At 55.1% G+C, this 19,272-nt stretch carries 18 protein-coding genes, 5 tRNA genes and 2 pseudogenes; 14 read left to right on the forward strand and 11 right to left on the reverse strand.

The window, feature by feature from the left end; translation table 11 throughout:
- Positions 1-223: 223 nt before the first annotated feature.
- The 6 genes from BMY49_RS14715 to BMY49_RS14740 form a co-directional block, all read right to left on the reverse strand.
- A tRNA-Asp gene (locus tag BMY49_RS14715) sits at positions 224-300 on the reverse strand.
- A 70-nt stretch (positions 301-370) separates the two neighbouring features.
- Positions 371-446 (reverse strand) — tRNA-Val (locus tag BMY49_RS14720).
- Between the two features lie 51 nt (positions 447-497).
- Positions 498-574, reverse strand: a tRNA-Asp gene (locus tag BMY49_RS14725).
- Between the two features lie 37 nt (positions 575-611).
- Positions 612-688 (reverse strand) — tRNA-Asp (locus BMY49_RS14730).
- Between the two features lie 46 nt (positions 689-734).
- Positions 735-810 (reverse strand) — tRNA-Val (locus BMY49_RS14735).
- 106 nt (positions 811-916) lie between these two features.
- Positions 917-1,636, reverse strand: a complete 720-nt coding sequence (locus BMY49_RS14740) for an alpha/beta fold hydrolase (RefSeq protein WP_089675924.1) — start codon at positions 1,634-1,636, stop codon at positions 917-919.
- Between the two features lie 164 nt (positions 1,637-1,800).
- Here BMY49_RS14740 and ccoN point away from each other — a divergent pair, with 164 nt between their 5' ends.
- The 11 genes from ccoN to fnr all read left to right on the forward strand — a co-directional run bounded on the left by ccoN (position 1,801) and on the right by fnr (position 12,962).
- A complete protein-coding gene (ccoN, locus tag BMY49_RS14745; RefSeq protein ID WP_089675925.1) occupies positions 1,801-3,225 on the forward strand; it encodes a cytochrome-c oxidase, cbb3-type subunit I in 1,425 nt (474 codons plus the stop codon).
- 19 nt (positions 3,226-3,244) lie between these two features.
- Positions 3,245-3,853 (forward strand): cytochrome-c oxidase, cbb3-type subunit II, encoded by a 609-nt coding sequence (ccoO, locus tag BMY49_RS14750; protein WP_062360599.1) that lies wholly within the window; start codon positions 3,245-3,247, stop codon positions 3,851-3,853.
- A 3-nt stretch (positions 3,854-3,856) separates the two neighbouring features.
- Complete coding sequence (locus BMY49_RS14755; protein WP_062360596.1) at positions 3,857-4,075, forward strand: CcoQ/FixQ family Cbb3-type cytochrome c oxidase assembly chaperone; 219 nt, start codon at positions 3,857-3,859, stop codon at positions 4,073-4,075.
- On the forward strand, positions 4,072-5,001 hold the full coding sequence (ccoP, locus tag BMY49_RS14760; RefSeq protein WP_062360594.1) for a cytochrome-c oxidase, cbb3-type subunit III: 930 nt from the start codon (positions 4,072-4,074) through the stop codon (positions 4,999-5,001). The genes BMY49_RS14755 and ccoP overlap by 4 nt, the downstream gene beginning before the upstream one ends.
- A gap of 224 nt (positions 5,002-5,225) precedes the next feature.
- Positions 5,226-6,662 carry a cytochrome c oxidase accessory protein CcoG gene (ccoG, locus tag BMY49_RS14765; protein WP_062374138.1) on the forward strand — a complete coding sequence of 479 codons (1,437 nt, stop codon included), beginning with the start codon at positions 5,226-5,228 and terminating at the stop codon, positions 6,660-6,662.
- A gap of 7 nt (positions 6,663-6,669) precedes the next feature.
- Positions 6,670-7,194, forward strand: a complete 525-nt coding sequence (locus BMY49_RS14770) for a FixH family protein (RefSeq protein WP_058577155.1) — start codon at positions 6,670-6,672, stop codon at positions 7,192-7,194.
- The gene (locus BMY49_RS14775; protein WP_089675926.1) at positions 7,191-9,641 is read left to right on the forward strand and encodes a heavy metal translocating P-type ATPase; all 2,451 of its coding nucleotides are present in this window, start codon (positions 7,191-7,193) and stop codon (positions 9,639-9,641) included. Before BMY49_RS14770 ends, BMY49_RS14775 begins: the two co-directional genes overlap by 4 nt.
- Entirely contained in the window at positions 9,638-9,856 is a 219-nt protein-coding gene (gene ccoS, locus BMY49_RS14780) for a cbb3-type cytochrome oxidase assembly protein CcoS (RefSeq protein WP_044628710.1), read from the forward strand. Before BMY49_RS14775 ends, ccoS begins: the two co-directional genes overlap by 4 nt.
- The gene (locus BMY49_RS14785; RefSeq protein WP_044628711.1) at positions 9,853-10,548 is read left to right on the forward strand and encodes a sulfite exporter TauE/SafE family protein; all 696 of its coding nucleotides are present in this window, start codon (positions 9,853-9,855) and stop codon (positions 10,546-10,548) included. The genes ccoS and BMY49_RS14785 overlap by 4 nt, the downstream gene beginning before the upstream one ends.
- Positions 10,549-10,733: 185 nt before the next feature.
- Entirely contained in the window at positions 10,734-12,152 is a 1,419-nt protein-coding gene (gene hemN / locus BMY49_RS14790; RefSeq protein WP_089675927.1) for an oxygen-independent coproporphyrinogen III oxidase, read from the forward strand.
- Between the two features lie 57 nt (positions 12,153-12,209).
- Entirely contained in the window at positions 12,210-12,962 is a 753-nt protein-coding gene (gene fnr / locus BMY49_RS14795) for a fumarate/nitrate reduction transcriptional regulator Fnr (RefSeq protein ID WP_054640963.1), read from the forward strand.
- Here fnr and BMY49_RS14800 read toward each other — a convergent pair.
- The 5 genes and pseudogenes from BMY49_RS14800 to BMY49_RS17280 all read right to left on the reverse strand — a co-directional run.
- A pseudogene (locus tag BMY49_RS14800) lies at positions 12,949-13,305 on the reverse strand (tRNA 2-thiocytidine(32) synthetase TtcA); the annotation flags it as partial. The gene fnr and the pseudogene BMY49_RS14800 overlap by 14 nt on opposite strands.
- Before the next feature lie 200 nt (positions 13,306-13,505).
- On the reverse strand, positions 13,506-14,372 hold the full coding sequence (gene ttcA, locus BMY49_RS14805) for a tRNA 2-thiocytidine(32) synthetase TtcA (RefSeq protein ID WP_074211551.1): 867 nt from the start codon (positions 14,370-14,372) through the stop codon (positions 13,506-13,508).
- Positions 14,373-14,863: 491 nt separating this feature from the next.
- Positions 14,864-15,634 (reverse strand): hypothetical protein, encoded by a 771-nt coding sequence (locus tag BMY49_RS14810; protein ID WP_022522210.1) that lies wholly within the window; start codon positions 15,632-15,634, stop codon positions 14,864-14,866.
- Between the two features lie 16 nt (positions 15,635-15,650).
- On the reverse strand, positions 15,651-16,385 hold the full coding sequence (locus tag BMY49_RS14815) for a HupE/UreJ family protein (RefSeq protein WP_089675928.1): 735 nt from the start codon (positions 16,383-16,385) through the stop codon (positions 15,651-15,653).
- Positions 16,386-16,438: 53 nt separating this feature from the next.
- On the reverse strand, positions 16,439-16,807 hold the full coding sequence (locus BMY49_RS17280) for a hypothetical protein (protein ID WP_143058139.1): 369 nt from the start codon (positions 16,805-16,807) through the stop codon (positions 16,439-16,441).
- 133 nt (positions 16,808-16,940) lie between these two features.
- On the opposite strand from BMY49_RS17280, the gene BMY49_RS14825 reads away from it, so the two are divergent.
- The 3 genes and pseudogenes from BMY49_RS14825 to BMY49_RS14835 form a co-directional block, all read left to right on the forward strand.
- The gene (locus BMY49_RS14825) at positions 16,941-17,216 is read left to right on the forward strand and encodes a metal-sensing transcriptional repressor (RefSeq protein ID WP_008957440.1); all 276 of its coding nucleotides are present in this window, start codon (positions 16,941-16,943) and stop codon (positions 17,214-17,216) included.
- 34 nt (positions 17,217-17,250) lie between these two features.
- On the forward strand, positions 17,251-18,621 hold the full coding sequence (locus BMY49_RS14830; RefSeq protein WP_089675930.1) for an MFS transporter: 1,371 nt from the start codon (positions 17,251-17,253) through the stop codon (positions 18,619-18,621).
- A gap of 207 nt (positions 18,622-18,828) precedes the next feature.
- Positions 18,829-19,272, forward strand: a pseudogene (locus tag BMY49_RS14835) (helix-turn-helix domain-containing protein); the annotation flags it as partial.

The raw sequence follows: 19,272 nt of genomic DNA on the forward strand, positions 1-19,272 counted from the left end.
GGGCGAATGATCAAAAAGTGCTCGCTGGCGGTGATAGGGAAAGTGTCGGCGCCGGCTTCACGGATTCAGGAGTAACAAAAGCAAGTAACAGCACCGTGCAGCTCATTGACTGCACGGTGCTGTTAGCGTGTTATGTACACGCAATAAAAAAGCCCGAATCTATGATTCGGGCTTTTTTGGAATTTTTTCGGCTTTATCTTAATGACTGCCGACAGGTGCTTAATGGCGGACCGGACGAGACTCGAACTCGCGACCTCCGGCGTGACAGGCCGGCATTCTAACCGACTGAACTACCGGTCCACTGTAAGACACACTTACCATTTAAACTATTTATTAAAGCGGTTCAGAGGCGCTAAAACATTCACTTAAATGGTGGGTGGTACTGGGTTCGAACCAGTGACCCCCAGCTTGTAAGGCTGGTGCTCTCCCAACTGAGCTAACCACCCGGGATATTGAAAGCTTATCGCTTATCAATATAACTACTTATTAAGTTATCGTGGCGGACCGGACGAGACTCGAACTCGCGACCTCCGGCGTGACAGGCCGGCATTCTAACCGACTGAACTACCGGTCCGAATAGCGATAACATAGTATGCAGATAAACATAATGATGGCGGACCGGACGAGACTCGAACTCGCGACCTCCGGCGTGACAGGCCGGCATTCTAACCAACTGAACTACCGGTCCGCATATACATCAGTTACTGCATCACGTTTCCAGGGCACCAAATAAATGGTGGGTGGTACTGGGTTCGAACCAGTGACCCCCAGCTTGTAAGGCTGGTGCTCTCCCAACTGAGCTAACCACCCGCTGGTCACGTGGCGCTGCATTCTACAGAAGCCTGTTTGAATGTCAACACGTTGTGTTTAAATTTTTGATTTAAACCAGCGTACTGCACGTTCCCGCGGCAACCGCTTACTGAGCGCGGACGAAGGATGCCGCAACTATAGCTGCTTCGTCAATCAAAACCTGCTGATTTACTCCTGAACTTCGTCGCGGCTTAAAATCATGGTCGCCATCGGTTAGCCAATGAATGTGAAGAGAGTCAGGTAAAGCGTAGTCGGCTACCTCTTCACGAGAGCCAAACGGATCGCGCTCACCTTGCAAAATCAGCATAGGCCTAGCGATGTCAGGAAAATGATCGGTGCGAAGGGAGCCGGGCTTTTTGGGTGGGTGAAACGGATAGCCTGCCGCAATGACACCTGCACAGTGATGCTGGCTGGCAAACAGCGATGCCACACGCCCGCCCATGGATTTACCCCCAACCCACAAAGGCGAACCACTGCATGACGACAGCAGGTCATACCAAGCAGCAAAGTGTTCCAGCGTTTTCTTGACGGGTGGCGGAGGCCGGCGCTTTGCTTCCTCGCTCATCTGCTGCATATAGGGGAAATCGATCGCCCACACTTGTAGCCTCTCGCTGGCCAGCACCGCGGCAAATTGCCGCATAAACTCGGATAGGTGGCCTGCCCCGGCGCCATGGGCTAGCAGAATTCGCCCCAGCTCGGGGATGCCGGAGACGCTCACCGGGCCAACCCCTTCCACGAGAAACCGCTGAACAGCGGGGCTGGCGGTGCGTTCACGCAACGCCTCTGGGGTGATGGCCTCAAACCCAAGATCAGCGTAATAGGACACTCAGCCCTCCTAATAATTCAACGTTACATCCATTGGCGTGTTCAGCTTAGGGCGCGGCTGCGATAGAATCTAGGCCGGATTTTGACCTGCATCATCAAGCGGGTGGCCGCACCCGTGCAAAATGCCACGGGTTACCCCCTAACCGCGTTCGATGGGAACATGAAATGAGCACAGCATTGGAACACCCGACCTACAATTACAAGGTGGTTCGGCAGTTCGCGATTATGACCGTTGTGTGGGGCATTGTAGGTATGGCGCTTGGCGTTATCCTTGCCTCCCAACTGGTCTGGCCGCAGCTGAACCTCGGCCTACCTTGGACTAGCTTCGGGCGTCTTCGTCCGTTACATACTAACGCCGTTATCTTCGCCTTCGGTGGCTCAGCGCTCTTTGCGACGTCGTATTACGTCGTTCAGCGTACCTGTCAGACACGCCTGTTCTCTGACAAGCTCGCAGCGTTCACCTTTTGGGGGTGGCAAGCGGTGATCCTGTCGGCGGTGGTCTCCCTGCCGCTGGGCTACACCACGACCAAAGAGTACGCAGAGCTCGAATGGCCGATCAACATCCTACTGGCGGTAGTGTGGATCAGCTATGCGATCGTTTTCTTAATGACGATTAAGAAACGCACCACGTCGCACATTTATGTGGCGAACTGGTTCTTTGCTGCGTTTATTCTGACCGTTGCCGTTCTGCACATTGTTAATAACGCCGCAATTCCCGTCACGCCTATGTACTCCACCTCGATTTACGCAGGTGCTGTCGACGCCATGGTGCAGTGGTGGTATGGCCATAATGCGGTCGGTTTCTTCTTGACCGCAGGTTTCTTGGGCATGATGTACTACTTCGTACCGAAGCAGGCAGAGCGTCCAATCTACTCCTACCGTCTGTCTATCGTCCACTTCTGGGCGTTGATCATGATCTACATGTGGGCAGGTCCTCACCACCTGCACTACACCGCGCTGCCCAACTGGGCGCAGTCACTGGGTATGATTATGTCGATCATTCTGCTGGCACCTTCCTGGGGTGGCATGATCAACGGCATGATGACCCTGTCAGGCGCTTGGCATAAGCTGCGCACCGACCCAACGCTGCGCTTCCTGGTAGTAGCTCTGTCGTTCTACGGCATGTCGACCTTTGAAGGCCCGATGATGGCGATCAAGACCGTCAACGCGCTGTCGCACTACACCGACTGGACCATTGGGCACGTACACGCTGGCGCACTTGGCTGGGTAGCCATGATCACCATCGGCTCCATGTACCACCTGATCCCGCGGGTCTTCGGTCGCACCGAAATGTACTCCGTCAGCCTGATCGCCGTGCACTTCTGGCTGGCCACCATCGGCACCGTACTGTACATCGCTGCGATGTGGGTCAACGGCATCATGCAAGGCCTGATGTGGCGTGCAATCAATGCTGACGGCACGCTGATGTACACCTTCGTGGAGTCTGTTGAAGCCAGCGGCCCCGGCTACATTGTCCGCATGATTGGCGGCCTTTTCTGGGTAACCGGCATGCTGATTATGGCGTTCAACGTGTACATGACCGTCAAGCGTCGTGAAGCCATCAGCTACTCGGCACCACAAGCCGCTTAAACCGGGGAAGTTCAGACCAATGAAACATGAGATTGTCGAAAAGAACGTTGGCCTACTCGCCGTGTTGATCCTGGTTGTGATCAGCTTCGGTGGCTTGGCCGAAGTGGTACCGCTGTTCTTTCAAAAGCAGACTACCGAGCCAGTTGAGGGGCTACGCCCCTTAACCGCCCTGGAGCTTGAAGGGCGTGATATTTACCGTCGTGAAGGCTGTGTAGGCTGCCACTCCCAGATGGTGCGCCCCTTCCGCGCAGAAACCGAGCGCTACGGCCACTACAACGTAGCGGGCGAGCAGGTGTATGAGTACAACTTCTTGTGGGGCTCCAAGCGTACCGGGCCTGACTTGGCGCGTGTTGGTGGTCGTTACAGTGATGATTGGCACCGTGCCCACATGTACAACCCGCGCGATGTCGTGCCCGAGTCCATCATGCCGGCTTACCCCTGGCTGTTCGAGCGCACCCTGGATGGCGAAGCGACACCGCGCAAGATGCGTGTGCTGCGTCAGCTGGGCGTTCCCTACACCGATGAAGATATCGCCAACGCCACCGCCGAAGTACGCGGCCAGCAGGAAATCACTGCGCTGGTGGCCTATCTACAACAGCTAGGAACCGTGCTCGAGGGCACTCGTTAAGTTATGGATACGGGAACTTTCCGCGGCCTTATCACGCTGATTTTGATCGTCGCTTTTATCGGTATCTTTTTCTGGGCCTACTCCAAGCGTCGCAAGCCAGACTTCGACGAAGCGGCTAACTTGCCCTTTGCCGACGATGATGAGAAGCCGACCCGTGACAAGCATGCTTCGACAGAACACGAAGCGGATTCCCGCCACGACAGGGGAGATAAGAATAGATGAATAATTTATGGGGTGACTCCCTATCCAGCTTCTGGAGCGCCTGGATTATTGTCGTCACGCTGGGCACGATCGCTCTGAGCGTTTGGATTTTGTTAGCCAACCGCCGGACCGACAAAACCCCAGATGCTGATGGCAATATCGAAACCACTGGCCACGCGGCTGACGGCATTGAAGAGTATGACAACCCGCTTCCGCAGTGGTGGTTTAAGCTCTTTATCCTGACCGTCGTATTTGCCCTTGGCTATCTGGTGCTCTACCCAGGCCTGGGCAACTACGCAGGCATACTGGGCTGGTCCCAGGAGAGCCAGTGGGAAGAGGAAGTGGCCGACGCGGAAGACCGCTTCACGCCGATCTTTGCCCAGTACCAGGAAGTGCCGATTCCAGACCTCGCGCAGGATGCCGAAGCCATGCAGGTGGCAGAGCGTATCTTCTTGAACAACTGCGCCGTATGTCATGGCTCGAATGCCCAGGGCGGCTACGGCTTCCCCAACCTGACCGACGACGACTGGCTCTACGGCGGTGAACCGGAAAACATTCTGACCACGCTGAACAATGGCCGTAACGGTCTGATGCCGTCCTGGCAGCAGCTCGGTGAGAACAATATCGAAAACCTGACTCAGTACGTACTGTCGCTCTCCGGTGAAGAGCATGATGCAGAGCGTGCCGCCAGCGGTGAAAGCACCTTCCTGGCAGCGTGTGCGGCGTGTCACACCCCCAGCGGAACAGGCAATATCGCACTTGGTGCGCCTAACCTGACCGACGACGTGTGGCTCTACCTAGCACCCGGCCAGGGCGTTGACGACTCCATTCGCCAAACGCTGCGTAACGGTCGTAATGGCCACATGCCTGCCCAGGCAGCCTACATTGGTGAAGAGCGTGTTCACCTCGTGGCCGCTTACGTGTACAGCCTACGTTTCAACGACTAACCCCGTTGATAGGCGTTTAACGCCAGCGTGTACGAAGGGGTGCGGTTACATACCGCACCCTTTCTACATCCAGCATCCGCTCAGCCACCCGGCTATCCGTTACACTATTGTTTAGCAATGTGTGTATAGCGATTCGACATACAGCGACGCGATCTCCTTCACCAATGAAGGTTGCGTGAGCCAGGCTATCGTCCACTCCTGCCTATTGAGCTGCGATCACCGCCATGGAAAAAATACCTAGCCACGATATTACGCCGCCAACCGTTGGGCACCACACGCCGGGAGACACCACCACGCAAGAGATGTACGCCAAGCGGCGGCATATCTACGTGCGGGAGATCAAAGGGCTGTTTCAAAAGGTACGACGCAGCGCGAACTGGGCGCTAATGATGGGCTTCTTTTTGCTCCCCTGGCTGAACTGGGGCGACCGCCCTGCCGTGTGGTTTGATCTACCGGGCCGTGAATTCCACATTTTTTCGGCCACGTTCTACCCGCAGGAGTTCATCCTTCTCTCGTGGCTGCTGATCATTTGCGCCTTTGGGCTGTTTTTCATCACCGTGTTTGCGGGGCGTGTCTGGTGTGGCTACACCTGCCCGCAGAGCGTTTGGACATTTTTATTCATTTGGCTTGAGCACCGCATCGAAGGCTCGCGCAATCAGCGCATAAAGCTGGATAATCAGCCGATGACTGCCAACAAAGCCTGGCGCAAGGGGGCAAAACACGCTGCTTGGCTGCTGATTGCCCTGGCCACCGGCGTGACGTTCGTCGGCTACTTTACGCCGATTCGTGACCTGGTCCAGGAGCTTCCCACGCTAGAAGCCCATGGCTGGTCCTATTTTTGGGTAGGTTTCTTTTTAGTTTTTACCTACCTCAACGCCGGCTGGCTGCGTGAGCAGGTGTGCATTTACATGTGCCCCTATGCTCGCTTCCAGTCGGTGATGTTCGATCGCGATACGCTGATCGTTTCTTACGACGACGCCCGCGGCGAACCCCGCGGCCACCGCAAGAAATCGCTCAGCCATGCCGAGGTCCGAGAAGCGGGCCTGGGTGACTGTATCGACTGCGAGCTGTGTGTCCAGGTCTGCCCGACCGGCATCGATATCCGCGACGGGCTGCAGTACGAATGCATTACCTGCGCCGCCTGTATCGATGCCTGCGATAGCGTAATGGATAAAATGGGCTACCCCAGAGGACTTATTCGCTACACCACCGAGAACGCGCTGGAAGGCAAGAAAAGTCATATTCTTCGCCCGCGCTTGATTGGCTATTTCGTTGCTTTGGTGGTGATGATAGCGACTTTTGCCTGGGCAGTTAATGACCGTACGCCGATGAGCTTTGACGCTGAGCGCGAGCGTACTCAGCTCTACCAAATGACCCGTGACGGGCAGATCAGCAACGTCTACAGCCTGACTGTGCGCAACCTGGACTCCCAAGATCACACCTATGATATTAGCGCGGCAGGCTTACCTAATTTGCAGTTGGATAACACCTCGCTGCGTGTACCTGCGGGTGAATCACGCACTCAGGTGATTACCGTACTGGCCGACCCAGCGTCGTTAAGCGAGCCCAGCCACGCGATTACGTTTACGCTGCAGGCGCAGCAAGATGAGCAAATTCGCCAGACCCGCGAAACGCGGTTCTTGAGCGACATTAGGAGATAAATGCGTCATGTCAGACACCTCGATTCCGCCCTGGTACAAACAGTTTTGGCCGTGGTTTTTACTAGGGCTGCTGTTTTCGTCCATCCTATTTAGTACTGGCTTCGCCATCATGTCGATCAAGAGCTACGACGGCATGGTGGTCCAGGAGGATTACTACGAGCACGGTAAAGCTATTAACATGGTGCTGGCGAAGCAGGAGCGCGCGCGCGAACTCAATTTGAGCGCCGACCTGCGCATCGACCCACTGACTAGCGATATTGTGATCGACCTTGCTGGCGATGCTCGTCCGGATAAACTCTATTTGGACCTCATCTTCCCCACCGAAGATGACCGTGATCAATCCTTCGTACTAGAACACGTGCGCGAAGGCCGCTATATCACTCAGGGGCCGGATAATTTGCGCTACCGCTGGTACCTACAGATTCAGCCCGTGCAAGGCGATGACGCCGAGTGGCGCCTGATCGGCGAAGCCCGCTTCCCCAATGAAACGAGCGTTGCCCTTCTGCCCGGAGGGCGGTCAGAGAGCGAATGAGCACTAAAGCGCTAAGCTGCTACCACTGCGGCAGCCCGGTGCCCGACGGCGCACCGTGGCAAATCGTGGTGGACGACACGCCCCAGTCATTGTGTTGCCCCGGCTGTGAAGCCGTAGCACACGCCATCGTCGACGGCGGCTTAGAGAGCTACTACCGCTACCGTACCGAACTGCCCGAGCGCCCCGATGAGCGTCAAGCTGCAAAAGCGGATACTTGGTCGGTGTTTGACGATCCAGGGCTGCAGGCGCAGTTCGTTCACCCAGACGGCGATGAGGGCCACGTCAGGGCAACGCTGGCTGTAGAAGGGATTACCTGTGCCGCCTGCGCGTGGCTCATCGAGCACCGCTTGAACGCGCTTGAAGGCGTTGTCTCTAGCGCAGTCAACCTGACCCATCACCGCCTGCGGGTTTCCTGGGCCCCAAACGTAGTAAAGCTATCGCAGCTATTCGCTGAACTTGCCGCGATTGGTTACGATGCTCAGCCCTATGAACCCGACCAAGCCCAGACGCGGCTGCAGCATGAAGAGCGCATGAATGTGCGCCGCTTAATAGTGGCGGCGGTCGGGATGATGCAGGTCATGATGTTCTCCATCCCCATTTATGTGTCGGGGCCTGGGGAACTCAGTGAAGACTTCTTTGCGCTGTTTCACTGGCTCTCGTTCGCTCTGGCAACGCCGGTGGTGTTCTTTTCAGCGCAGCCATTCTTCCGTAACGCCCTGCGCGACCTAAAAACGGGCGTGCTAGGCATGGATGTGCCTGTTTCACTCGCCATTGGTGGGGCTTATTTCGCCAGTAGCTACGCGGTGCTGTTTAACGTGGGAGAGGTCTATTTTGACTCGGTCGCCATGTTCACCTTCTTCCTACTGTTTGGCCGCTACGTGGAAGGGCGCGCTAGGCGACGCAGCGGCCATAGCGGCAATGCGCTTAGTGGCGTACTACCGGTCTCTGCTACACGGCTGGAAGCTGACGGCAGCGAACGCATTCTGCCCGCTAGCGAGCTTGCCCCCGGCGACCGCGTACTTATCAAGCCCGGCCACGGCGTCCCCGCCGACGGTATTATCGAAGATGGCGAGTCTAGCCTGGACGAGTCGATGCTGACCGGCGAGTACCTGCCCGTCACCCGCCGTGTGGGCGAACAGGTGGTAGGTGGCAGCCAAAACATGGAGAATCCGCTCACGGTGCGGGTGACTCATGCAGGCCACCATGCACGCGTGGCGGGCATCGTCGATTTGACCGACCGCGCCTTTGCCAGCCGCCCGCGCTTGGCGCAAATGGCGGCGCGCATGGCGCACCTGTTCGTACTGCGCCTGCTGGTGGTCACTGCTTGCGTGACCGTGGCGTGGTGGTTTATCGACCCTTCCCGCATGCTTTGGGTGCTGCTCTCCGTTCTAGTGGTGACCTGCCCCTGTGCGCTGGCACTCGCCACCCCAACGGCTCTCACGGCAGGGCATGGGCAACTGCGCCAGCGTGGCGTGCTGATCACCCGCGCCGATGCCATCGAATCACTTTCTAACGCCACGCGGGTGATTTTTGACAAAACCGGCACGCTCACCCGTGGCGAGATGCAGCTCACCCAAACCTGCCCGTTAAACGAGCAAAGTAGCGAACAGCTACGGGCCATTGCCGCCGCACTGGAAGCCCACTCCGAGCATCCCATTGCCCGCGCGTTTCGCCCGTTCCGCGATGCCACACTGCAGGCGCGTCAGGTGAAAAGCGTCACCGGCAGCGGGCTAGAAGGCGTGCTTAACGGCACAACGTGGCGCTTGGGCAAGCCCGATTTTGCAACGACCGAGCCACTCACGCCGCCCAGCGCCGGGCAGTGGCTGCTGCTGAGTGAAGATAGCGCCCCGCGGGCCTGGTTTAAGCTCCACGACGGTATCCGTGAAGATGCTGCGCAAACCGTAGCCGCCCTGCAGGCCAGAGGGCTTAACGTTGAGTTACTGTCAGGCGATACGCAGGAAGCCGTAGAGAGCTTAGCCGAGCAGCTCAACATCACCACCTGGCACGCGGGCAAATCACCAGAGGGCAAGCTGGAGCGGCTGCGTGAGCTGCAGGCGCAGGGCGAACGTGTGGTCATGATTGGCGACGGCATTAACGATGTACCGGTGCTCGCCGGTGCCGATGTGGCCATTGCCATGAATGGCGCCACCGACTTGGCACGCACTCGGGCCGATGCGGTCTTGCTCAGCCCACGCTTAATGCGTATTTTCGAGGCCATCGAGATTGCCAGCGCCACTCGGCGCATCATGCGCCAAAATATGATTTGGTCGGTTTGCTATAACTTCTCTGCGCTTCCCCTGGCCGCGATGGGGCTGGTACCGCCTTGGTTGGCGGCGATCGGTATGTCGCTAAGCTCTCTCTTCGTGGTAGGTAATGCGCTGCGCCTCACGCGCTGGCGTACCTCACCCGCTCCTCAGATAGCCCCAGCCACACCGGTGACCGTATGACCATTCTCTATCTACTGATTCCGCTGTCGCTGATTCTGTTGGGGCTGGCAGTGTGGGCGTTCTTCTGGGCCGTGAAGAATGACCAGTTCGACGACTTGGAAGGCCCTGCCCATCGCATTCTGTTCGACGACGATGAGAACGATCTCACCCCCGAGCAGCGCGCCGAGCGCAAAAAAGGTACCAAGCCACCCCGTGACCGTGAGCCACCGCCGTGAACCCGACCGGACTTGACCTGCCGCCGTTGATGGCGGCGTTTGTGTTTGGCCTGATGGGCGGTGCTCACTGCATTGGCATGTGCGGCGGCATCATGAGTGCGCTCACCTTTGCCGTGCCGCCCAGCATGCGCCACCCAGCTCGCATGGGGGGATTGCTGCTCAGCTATAACACGGGCCGTATCCTGAGCTATATGACGGCAGGGGCCTTGGTGGCCGCGCTCGGCACCTTAGTATCGCTGTCACCTCAGGCGCGTATCGCGCTGCAGGTCGTCGCGGCGGTGATGCTGATCCTAATGGCGCTGTATATCGCCAACTGGTGGAAAGGGCTATTGAAAGTCGAAGCCGTGGGGCGCAGGCTATGGCGCTTCATCGAACCCGTCGGGCGGCGTTTGATGCCCGTGGTTCACCTGCCGCAAGCCTTTGCGCTCGGTGCCCTGTGGGGCTGGCTGCCTTGTGGGCTGGTGTACTCGATGCTCGCCTGGAGCTTGGCCATCGCCGACCCGCTACAAGGGGCGCTATTGATGGGGGCCTTCGGCCTGGGAACGCTGCCTGCCCTGTTAGCCACGGGTCTGGCTGCCCGCCAGCTCAGCCAGTTAATTCGTCACCCGGCGACCCGTAGCCTTGCCGCGCTGACGATTATCGGTTTTGCCCTGTGGCAGCTTTGGGCGCTGATGCCCCATGCCGGGCATTAAGAGCTTAAAGAGCTTACCCATCAAACTCCTCTAGACAATACTCAATACAAACATCCTATCGCTTGATATAGCTCAACGCTTTCCCTTCTACGCTGACGTAGCATTCCAACACGCGTTCGAGCTGCGAAGCTTGTCGCTTATGTTGATCGGTTCTTGCTTTGCCCTGCTACTTAGGAGCGCTCCTTATGCCCGTTCATGCCACTGCTGCTCTCGCTCACCCTATTTCTGCAGCGGTTGAGGCCACTGACGCCCTGATACGCCGCTACGATACCAGCGGCCCTCGCTACACCTCATACCCTACAGCACTCTCGTTTCACGACCAGTTCACCGCTGACGATATGACCCAGGCGCTTGAGCGCAGCAATGCCAGCCAAAAGCCGCTCTCGCTTTATGTTCATGTGCCCTTTTGTCGCAAAATCTGTTTTTACTGCGCGTGCAATAAAATCGCCACGAAAAATACCGCCCTCGCCGAGCCCTACTTGTCTCGGCTGGATCGAGAAATGGTGCTGACCTCCCGGCATCTTGATACAAAGCGGCCAGTGCAGCAGCTGCATTGGGGCGGCGGCACGCCGACGTTCTTAACCCTGGCGCAGATGAGCGATTTAATAGACCGCCTGGATGCACGGTTTGGCTTATCGAGCGCACCGGACCGCGACTACGCTATTGAAATTGACCCACGCGAAGCGGATGTCTTTACCCTGCGCCACCTGCAGTCGCTGGGCTTTAATCGCTTAAGCCTGGGCGTTCAGGATCTCAACCCACAGGTGCAGGCAGCGATTAATCGCGTGCAGCCACGGGTGCTCACTGAAACCTTGATGGATGAAGCGCACCGGCTTGGTTTTCGCTCGCTCAACCTCGATTTAATTTATGGCCTGCCTTTTCAAACCGAGCAAAGCTTCGCTGATACCCTAAGCCAAGTGATTGAACTGAGCCCGGCACGGCTGTCGGTCTTTAACTATGCCCATATGCCAACCCGCTTTGCGCCCCAACGGCGTATTAATGAAGCCGACCTGCCCAGCGCGGATGAAAAACTGGCTATTTTGCGTACCACTATTGAGATGCTGACCCAAGCGGGTTATGTACATATTGGTATGGATCACTTTGCTCGCCCAGAGGACAGCTTGGCTCAGGCACAGCGCTACGGTACGCTGCAGCGCAACTTCCAGGGCTACTCAAGCCATTCCCAGTGCGACTTGATTGGTTTGGGGGTGTCGGCTATTTCTCGGGTAGACGACGTTTACGCACAAAACCCCACTCAGCTGTCCCACTATGAAGCTGCCTTAGATGAAGGTAGGCTAGCGACTGTAAAAGGGTTACTCTTAAATAAGGATGACCTAATGCGCAGAGAGGTGATTGAGCGCTTAATGTGCGATATGGCCATTGACCTTGAAGCAATAGGCCAGCGTTGGCAGATAAATGCCGCTGACTACTTTTCAACCGCTCTTGAACGGTTGAAAACCGCCGAGCAGGATGGCCTGCTAGTGCGCCAAGGCCTCTATTTACAAGCTACGCCCACCGGACGGCTGTTGATTCGGCACTTAGCCATGGCCTTCGATAATCACCTGCAACATCAGGGCAACCAACGCTACTCGAAGATTTTATAAGCGTATCGAGACACCTACCCCCTGCGCCTATGATGGCTAATAAAAAGGGAGCACCACATGTCATATCCTGCCAGCCAACGACGTTCACTGCTGCAAGAGGCGCGCTGCCAAACCTGTAGCCTAAGCTCGCTGTGCCTACCGCTTGCCCTAGAGCTTGAGGATATGAGCCAGTTCGATGCGATTATCCGCCGCCGCTCGCCGTTGAAAAAAGGCGAGCGGCTGTTTCGCCAAGGAGATCCTTTCACCAGCGTTTACGCGGTGCGCTCTGGCAGCTTGAAGCAGGTGACTAGCGAAGGGAATGGCAACGACCAGCTCACCAATTTCTTTCTACCCAGCGAGCTGGTGGGTCTGGATGGGATTGACGAAGAACACTACCCCGGCACCGTGATTGCCCTGGAAACCACCACGGTATGCGAAATTCCGTTTGACCGTTTGGACTCGCTCTCCGAGGAGCTGCCCGAACTGCGCGGCCAGCTTTACCGCAGCATGAGCAAGGAACTACGAGACGACCGGCGGATGATGCGTTTACTGTCACGCAAAACTGCCGATCAGCGGCTGGCCAGCTTTTTGATTACACTTTCTGACCGTTTTCGGCGCCGGGGCTACTCCCCCTATAGCTTCCGGCTTTCCATGTCACGGGCAGATATGGGCAACTATCTAGGCCTCGCGGTGGAGACGGTTAGCCGTATTCTTAGCCGCTTTCAGCAGCAAAACGTGGTGGCCGTCTCCGGGCGCGAGGTCAATATTTTGGATATGCAGCGCCTCATCACCCTGGCGGAAGAGGAAGCCCAGGCGGTTAACTCACGTTAAACGCCTGAATGCGCCCTTCCATCAATGCGGCCTGCTTCGCTTCCAGACCGGCAAAATCAAACAGCTCACGGTCGGCAAGCTGCGAAGGGGCAACGTTGGTCACCGCTTTGAACATACTTTCCAACCGGCCGGGGTGTTTTTTATCCCACTCCGCCAGCATCTCTTTGACAACCTGGCGCTGCATATTGGGCTGAGAGCCGCACAGGTTGCAGGGAATGATCGGAAACTCCATCAGCCTCGAAAACTCCGCAATATCCGCCTCTTTGCAGTAGGCCAGCGGGCGAATCACGATGTTTTTACCATCATCCGAGAGCAGCTTCGGTGGCATGGCTTTTAAGGTGCCTTATATGCCAAATTTTTTAAAAGAGGAAGAGTGAGTGAGTAAAGCATTACAATACAGTCACTTAATTTTCTTTCTTCTAAAGAAAACAAACACAAGCCATACAAAAAATTCATTTTTTGTAAAAAAAAGCTTTAAGCAAATGCAGTTGATCAAAATATAACCAAAGACAGCCCAGATACACCAATGTATTCTTTACAAAATCATAGGTTGATTGCTTCTATAAAATTGGTCGAAGAAACATCTACACTGCCAGTATGGTTCGAGATGACTTTACTAGACCTGTCGATATCGAGATTGTGGAAATCGAAAAGATTTAAGTCAGCTAGTTGGCTTGGACTTACATTCTGGATACCGTTAAATATGTTTTCAATACAACCCGCTTTTTGTTTTTCCCAGCCTGCCAACATGTTTTTTATATTCTGTCTTTGTAAGTTCTCCTGAGAACCACAAAGATTACATGGAATAATTGGAAATTCTACAATTGATGCCAGCTTAGCAATATCTTTCTCACGACAATAAGAAAGCGGTCTTATTACAATATTTCTGCGATCATCACTTAGCAGCTTAGGAGGCATTGCCTTTAACTTACCGTTAAAAAACATATTCAAAAAAAGAGTTTCTACAATGTCATCCATGTGATGGCCAAGAGCTATTTTTGTAGCCCCAATCTCCTCAGCAAACCCATATAGAGAACCCCTTCTAAGTCTCGAACAAAGTGAACAAGTAGTTTTCCCTTCAGGAGTTTTCTCTTTAACAATTGAATATGTATCCTTATCCATAATATAATAATCAATATTATTCTTTTTGAAGAAGCCAGGAAGAACATGCTCCGGAAAACCGGGTTGTTTTTGGTCGAGATTCACAGCGACCACATCAAAATTAATCGGTGCTACTCTCTTCAAATACAACAGAGTATCAAGCATAACAAATGAATCTTTGCCACCACTTATGGCAGCCATTACTTTGTCACCATCTTCAATCATAGAATAATCACAAACAGCTCTCCCAGCGTTAGCCCTTATTTTTTTATAAAGCTTGTTCAAATCCATATTTTCTTTAGGCTTCATAAACCACCATTAAAATAAAAGTTATAAATAAATAACAAATCAAAATCTTCATAACCAATATTCTAAATCAGATGGCATAAATTTTCGACAGATGAATTGAGATATTCGATGGGAGATAGAGTGTTTCAAATTCCTGAGCTAGCAGAAGCTTCAGATGCATGAGCATATGACCAACATTCGACATTTTGTCGATTCGCAATCTCGCTAAGTTGAGATTGGGTGCTTTGTTCGCTAGAGCTGACTCGGAGGTAGCCGATCGTCGCCAGTAATACCGGATAGTCCCGTTTGTATAGCGATGGTAGGAATCAGACCGTCGCTAACCGGCCAATAGAAGACTTTCAGATATTTCGCATATATGCCTAAATATTATATTAAATCAGATAACCCAACGACCACTATCTCATCTAATTCTGTAGACGGTTTCCCCATCAATGTAGCGACGCTGATGGCAAAGGCCCCTAACGCTCAGGAGAGCGCTAGGGGCCACTGCTTTAGAGAACCTTATTCAGCTCCCCATAGTCCCCTCCAACACGCAACATCACGGTCACGTCGTTATCATTGCGATTACGAAAGAACCAACCGTGGTTACCGGTGAACGCGGCTTCCAGTTCACCCTCATCTTCGGGCACGCCGCGTCCTTTCTCATAGCTAATCGAGTTGCCATTTCCGTCACCGTGTGTGTCGAAATTAAGTGGCCCCCCATCGGAAGCCCAAGCGAATGTCGCGACAGCGCCTTCTTCCATCGTCAGCTTGTACTCGGTGCCCTCGCCCGGTGTGAGGGTGAAGCTCACTTCATCGCCCCATGTGGCAGCTTCTTCAGTTGCCTGGGAGGCTGCCTCCTCAGCGGCCAAAGCGTCAGCAAGCGCTAAGCTAGCCTCGGGCTGCACCATCTCTTGGTCAGATACCGAGGAGGCTACTTGCTCCGGCTCTACATCTGATGCTTGTTGAGCAGCAGTGTTTGCAGCCGTGGGCTGGTTATCACTTGCTGATTCTTGAGGTGCAGTGGGTTGTGATGCCTGCATGGCAGCGGCTTCGTCATTAGCCTGGTCAAGCTCGGCCTCCTCGGCCAGTTGGGCCTTGATTTCACCCATCTCGGTCAGCCCCAACAAGCGGCCCGCGCCGGTGGGGTCGATGGCATACTCTGCGGGCAGCACCACGGTGACCAACAGGGCAATAGCTATTACCGCCGCCAGCAACGTAGATCGAAGTAATTTACCCGTCGAAGGTAACTCAGCACGGGTAGGAAGATCGGTATTGTACATTTGGGTCTCTCCTGAATTAGGCGATGAAATAGCCGGTGAGCTGATAACCGACCAGCATAAAGCCAGCGCACATCATGGCGACGTTAGCGGTATAGGCGTGGCGTAAGAAGCCATTGGTGCTTCGCCAGAACCCCATCACGATAAGGATGGCACTTAGGGCCAGTAGCTGGCCGATCTCTACCCCAACGTTGAACGCCAGGAGATTGGGGACCAATCCATCAGAAGAGATATCGTACTCAATGATCTTGCTCGACAATCCAAAGCCATGGAACAGGCCGAAGACCAACGTCGCCACCTTGGTATTGGGCTGAAAGCCGAACCAGCGCTGATACGCCCCGATGTTATCGAGCGCCTTGTAGACAACGGAGAGTCCGATGATGGCGTCAATTAGGTAGCTATTGATGCCGATATTGAAGTACACCCCTAACAGCATCGTCGTCGAGTGACCGATGGCAAAGAGGCTGACGTAAATGGCGATATGCTGCATTCGGTAGAGGAAAAAGATCACCCCTAGCAAAAACAGGATGTGGTCATACCCCGTCACCATGTGCTTGGCACCGAGATAGATGAACGAGATCAGGTGAACGCCATAGATCTCCTGGATGTACCCTTTGTCGCCTTCAGCAACGGCGTGGGCAAGGGCTTCACCACTGGCTCCCAGGAGCATCACCAGCAGTGTGAAAAGGGTCAGCGCGTGGCGTCGGGCCAAAACAGGCAAGCCGAACGCACCCCCTAGTTGGGATGGAAACATAAAACCTCCACGGGTTTGTCATTAAGTGTTGGCCGTCCAGTGGACGGCCCCAGTCATCCAGCGATGACCGGCCGTGGAGGACGCTCCAAGCGGTAGACGCGACGCAGCGGAAGACCGCTGCATTCGCCTAGCCGCAGGGCATCGCGGAAGTTCGGCTCGACGGCAATGCCCGTCCCAGGCCGATCCGCTTTTTCGTGAAAGTGACTGCCACTCTCATTATGGAGGTGGCGACTATCTTCGTGCTCGTGGCCATGGGTATGCCCATGGCCCTTCTGCACATTCTCATGGAGAGACGACTCAACGCCAACCATGCTCGCTGCCCCATGCGCACGCGCCTCACCCACACTAGTGATTACCAGGCTAGGCAGGAACAGCAACAGAAAGGTCAGATAGCCAAGGCGGTGACGCAGCCGATTGAGCATGTAGAGCAACCAGGATTAAAGTAAAAGTCAGAAAAATAGATAACCGTCTGCCTTGAATCATAGCGTTGGCAGAATAACGGCGATAGATTACCATCCCCTCCGGGGGGATAGGAATATAATAAGGGAAAAGAAAATGACAATGCATACTCACCAGTCACATCCCGATATCGTCAAGCGCCTGAACCGCGCTCGGGGGCACCTTTCGAGTGTGACCCAGATGGTAGAGGATGGACGCCACTGTCTGGACATCGCTCAACAACTCCATGCGGTAGAAAAAGCCATTCAGCAAGCTAAACGCACCTTAGTGCTGGATCACATCGACCACTGCCTAGACGAAGCCCTGGGTACTCAGAATCAAACGCAACGGGCACGGGCTGAAGAGTTCAAGACGATTGCACGCTACCTGTAAGCGCTTTTAGGCACCCCTCATTTGAGGAAGTTCTATGCTCGATGTACTCGCCCACCGCGTCTACCGCCATCTCTTTCTAGCGCAGGTCATTGCACTGATCGGCACTGGCCTGACCACGGTTGCTCTGGCGTTGCTGGCTCACGATCTTGCTGAAGGTCAGGCGGGCGTCGTGCTAGGCACGGCGCTGGCGATCAAGATGGTCGCTTACGTGGGCATTGCCCCTTTGGTCGGCGCTTATGCATCACGCCTGCCTCGGCGCACCTTATTGGTTAGCCTGGACTTGCTGCGTGCAGCCGTGGTTTGCGCACTGCCTTTTGTTACCGAAGTGTGGCAGATCTATGTGCTGATCTTTCTGCTCAATGCTTGTTCAGCTGGCTTTACGCCCGTTTTCCAGGCGATGATCCCTGACATTCTCGAAGACGAAGAGCAGTACACACGAGCATTGTCCCTGTCGCGTCTCGCCTATGATTTAGAGAACCTTCTTAGCCCGATGGCGGCGGCGGCATTGCTGATGGTGATGGGTTTTGATGTCCTGTTTGTAATCAATGCTCTGGCCTTCGTTATCTCTGCCGCCCTGGTTATATCGGTGATCCTGCCTGCGTCTCACCCCCTAGAGGAAGCCCCCGGCGTCTGGCGTCGCGTTACTCATGGTATGCGGATTTACCTGAAGACGCCCCGGTTGCGCGGGCTACTGGCGTTGAACCTGGCTGTTTCAGCCGCCGGGGCCATGCAGATCGTCAACACGGTGGTACTCGTACGCTCGGTGTTGAATTTGGGCGAGAAAGAAGTCGCACTGGCCTTTGCCGCCGCAGGCGGGGGCTCCATGCTAATAGCCTTACTGCTGCCCAAGGTGCTGGAACGGGTGTCCGAGCGGCCAGTCATGCTGCTGGGTGGCGTTATGATGGCACTCAGCCTCTACCTGGGCTGGCTGGGCCCATCGTTTGCGGGGCTTGTCGGGCTATGGTTACTGCTGGGCGCTGGGGCCTCGTTGGTCATGACCCCCTCCGGACGCCTGCTCAAACGCTCGTGTCAGCCGGTGGATCGTCCAGCGCTGTTTGCTGCCCAGTTCTCGTTGTCACACAGCTGTTGGCTAGTCACCTATCCGTTGGCAGGCTGGCTGGGAGTGAACCTGGGACTGACGGGTACGTTCGCTTTGCTGGGAACGGTGGCCCTGGCGGCAACGGGGCTCGCGGCCCTTATCTGGCACGCACATGACCCGATGGCTCTTGAGCACGAGCACGCTGCCCAAAGTCACACCCACCTGCACTACCACGATGAACATCATCAGCACGAACATGAGGGATGGGAGGGGCCGGAACCTCATCGCCATTCCCACCATCATTCCCCAGGCTCACATGGGCACGTCTTTGTTATCGATGACCACCATTCCCATTGGCCATCGTAAAACGAGTAAGGACGCGGGCTTGGGAAATAAACGTGGGATGCGAACTGCCAATCTTACTAACGCGGGTATACAACATGCTCACCTTTTATTAAGGCGTAATATTAATAGGAGGTTTTTGCGCAAAGTAAGCTTTAACAGGCTTGCTAAGTGCTTAATCTAATATTTTCGTGTATTATCGATGCAAGAATCTCGGGCACGGATGGAACCATGGCAAGAAGGCGCTTTATTGCTTCACTTTCTGACTCTGAACAGCAGGCGCTGACCTCTGCTTATCAACATGGTGAGAAGCGCGCCTTACGTCGTCGTGCTCATGCCATCCTGTTAAGCCATCAAGGCCATACCATCAATCAAATCAGCGAGATACTACAGGTTCGTCGCGATGCCGTATCACGATGGCTCAAGCAATGGGAAACGTCGGGCCTTGATGGTCTAATCGATAAGCCGCGCAGTGGTCGAACGCCTGCCTTGGATGACAATGACCATCAGCGACTGCAGGAGCTGGTCGCAGAACAGCCCCATCAGCTCCGCTCCTTGCACGCCCGCTTTCAGGAGGAGACGGGGAAAAAGGTCAGCATGGTGACGCTCCGCAGGGCGCTTAAAAAAAAATAGGCTCAGCTTCAAGCGTATTCGGCATTCATTGAAGGCACGCCG

It is taken from the genome of Vreelandella aquamarina (assembly GCF_900110265.1).
GTDB lineage: Bacteria > Pseudomonadota > Gammaproteobacteria > Pseudomonadales > Halomonadaceae > Vreelandella > Vreelandella aquamarina.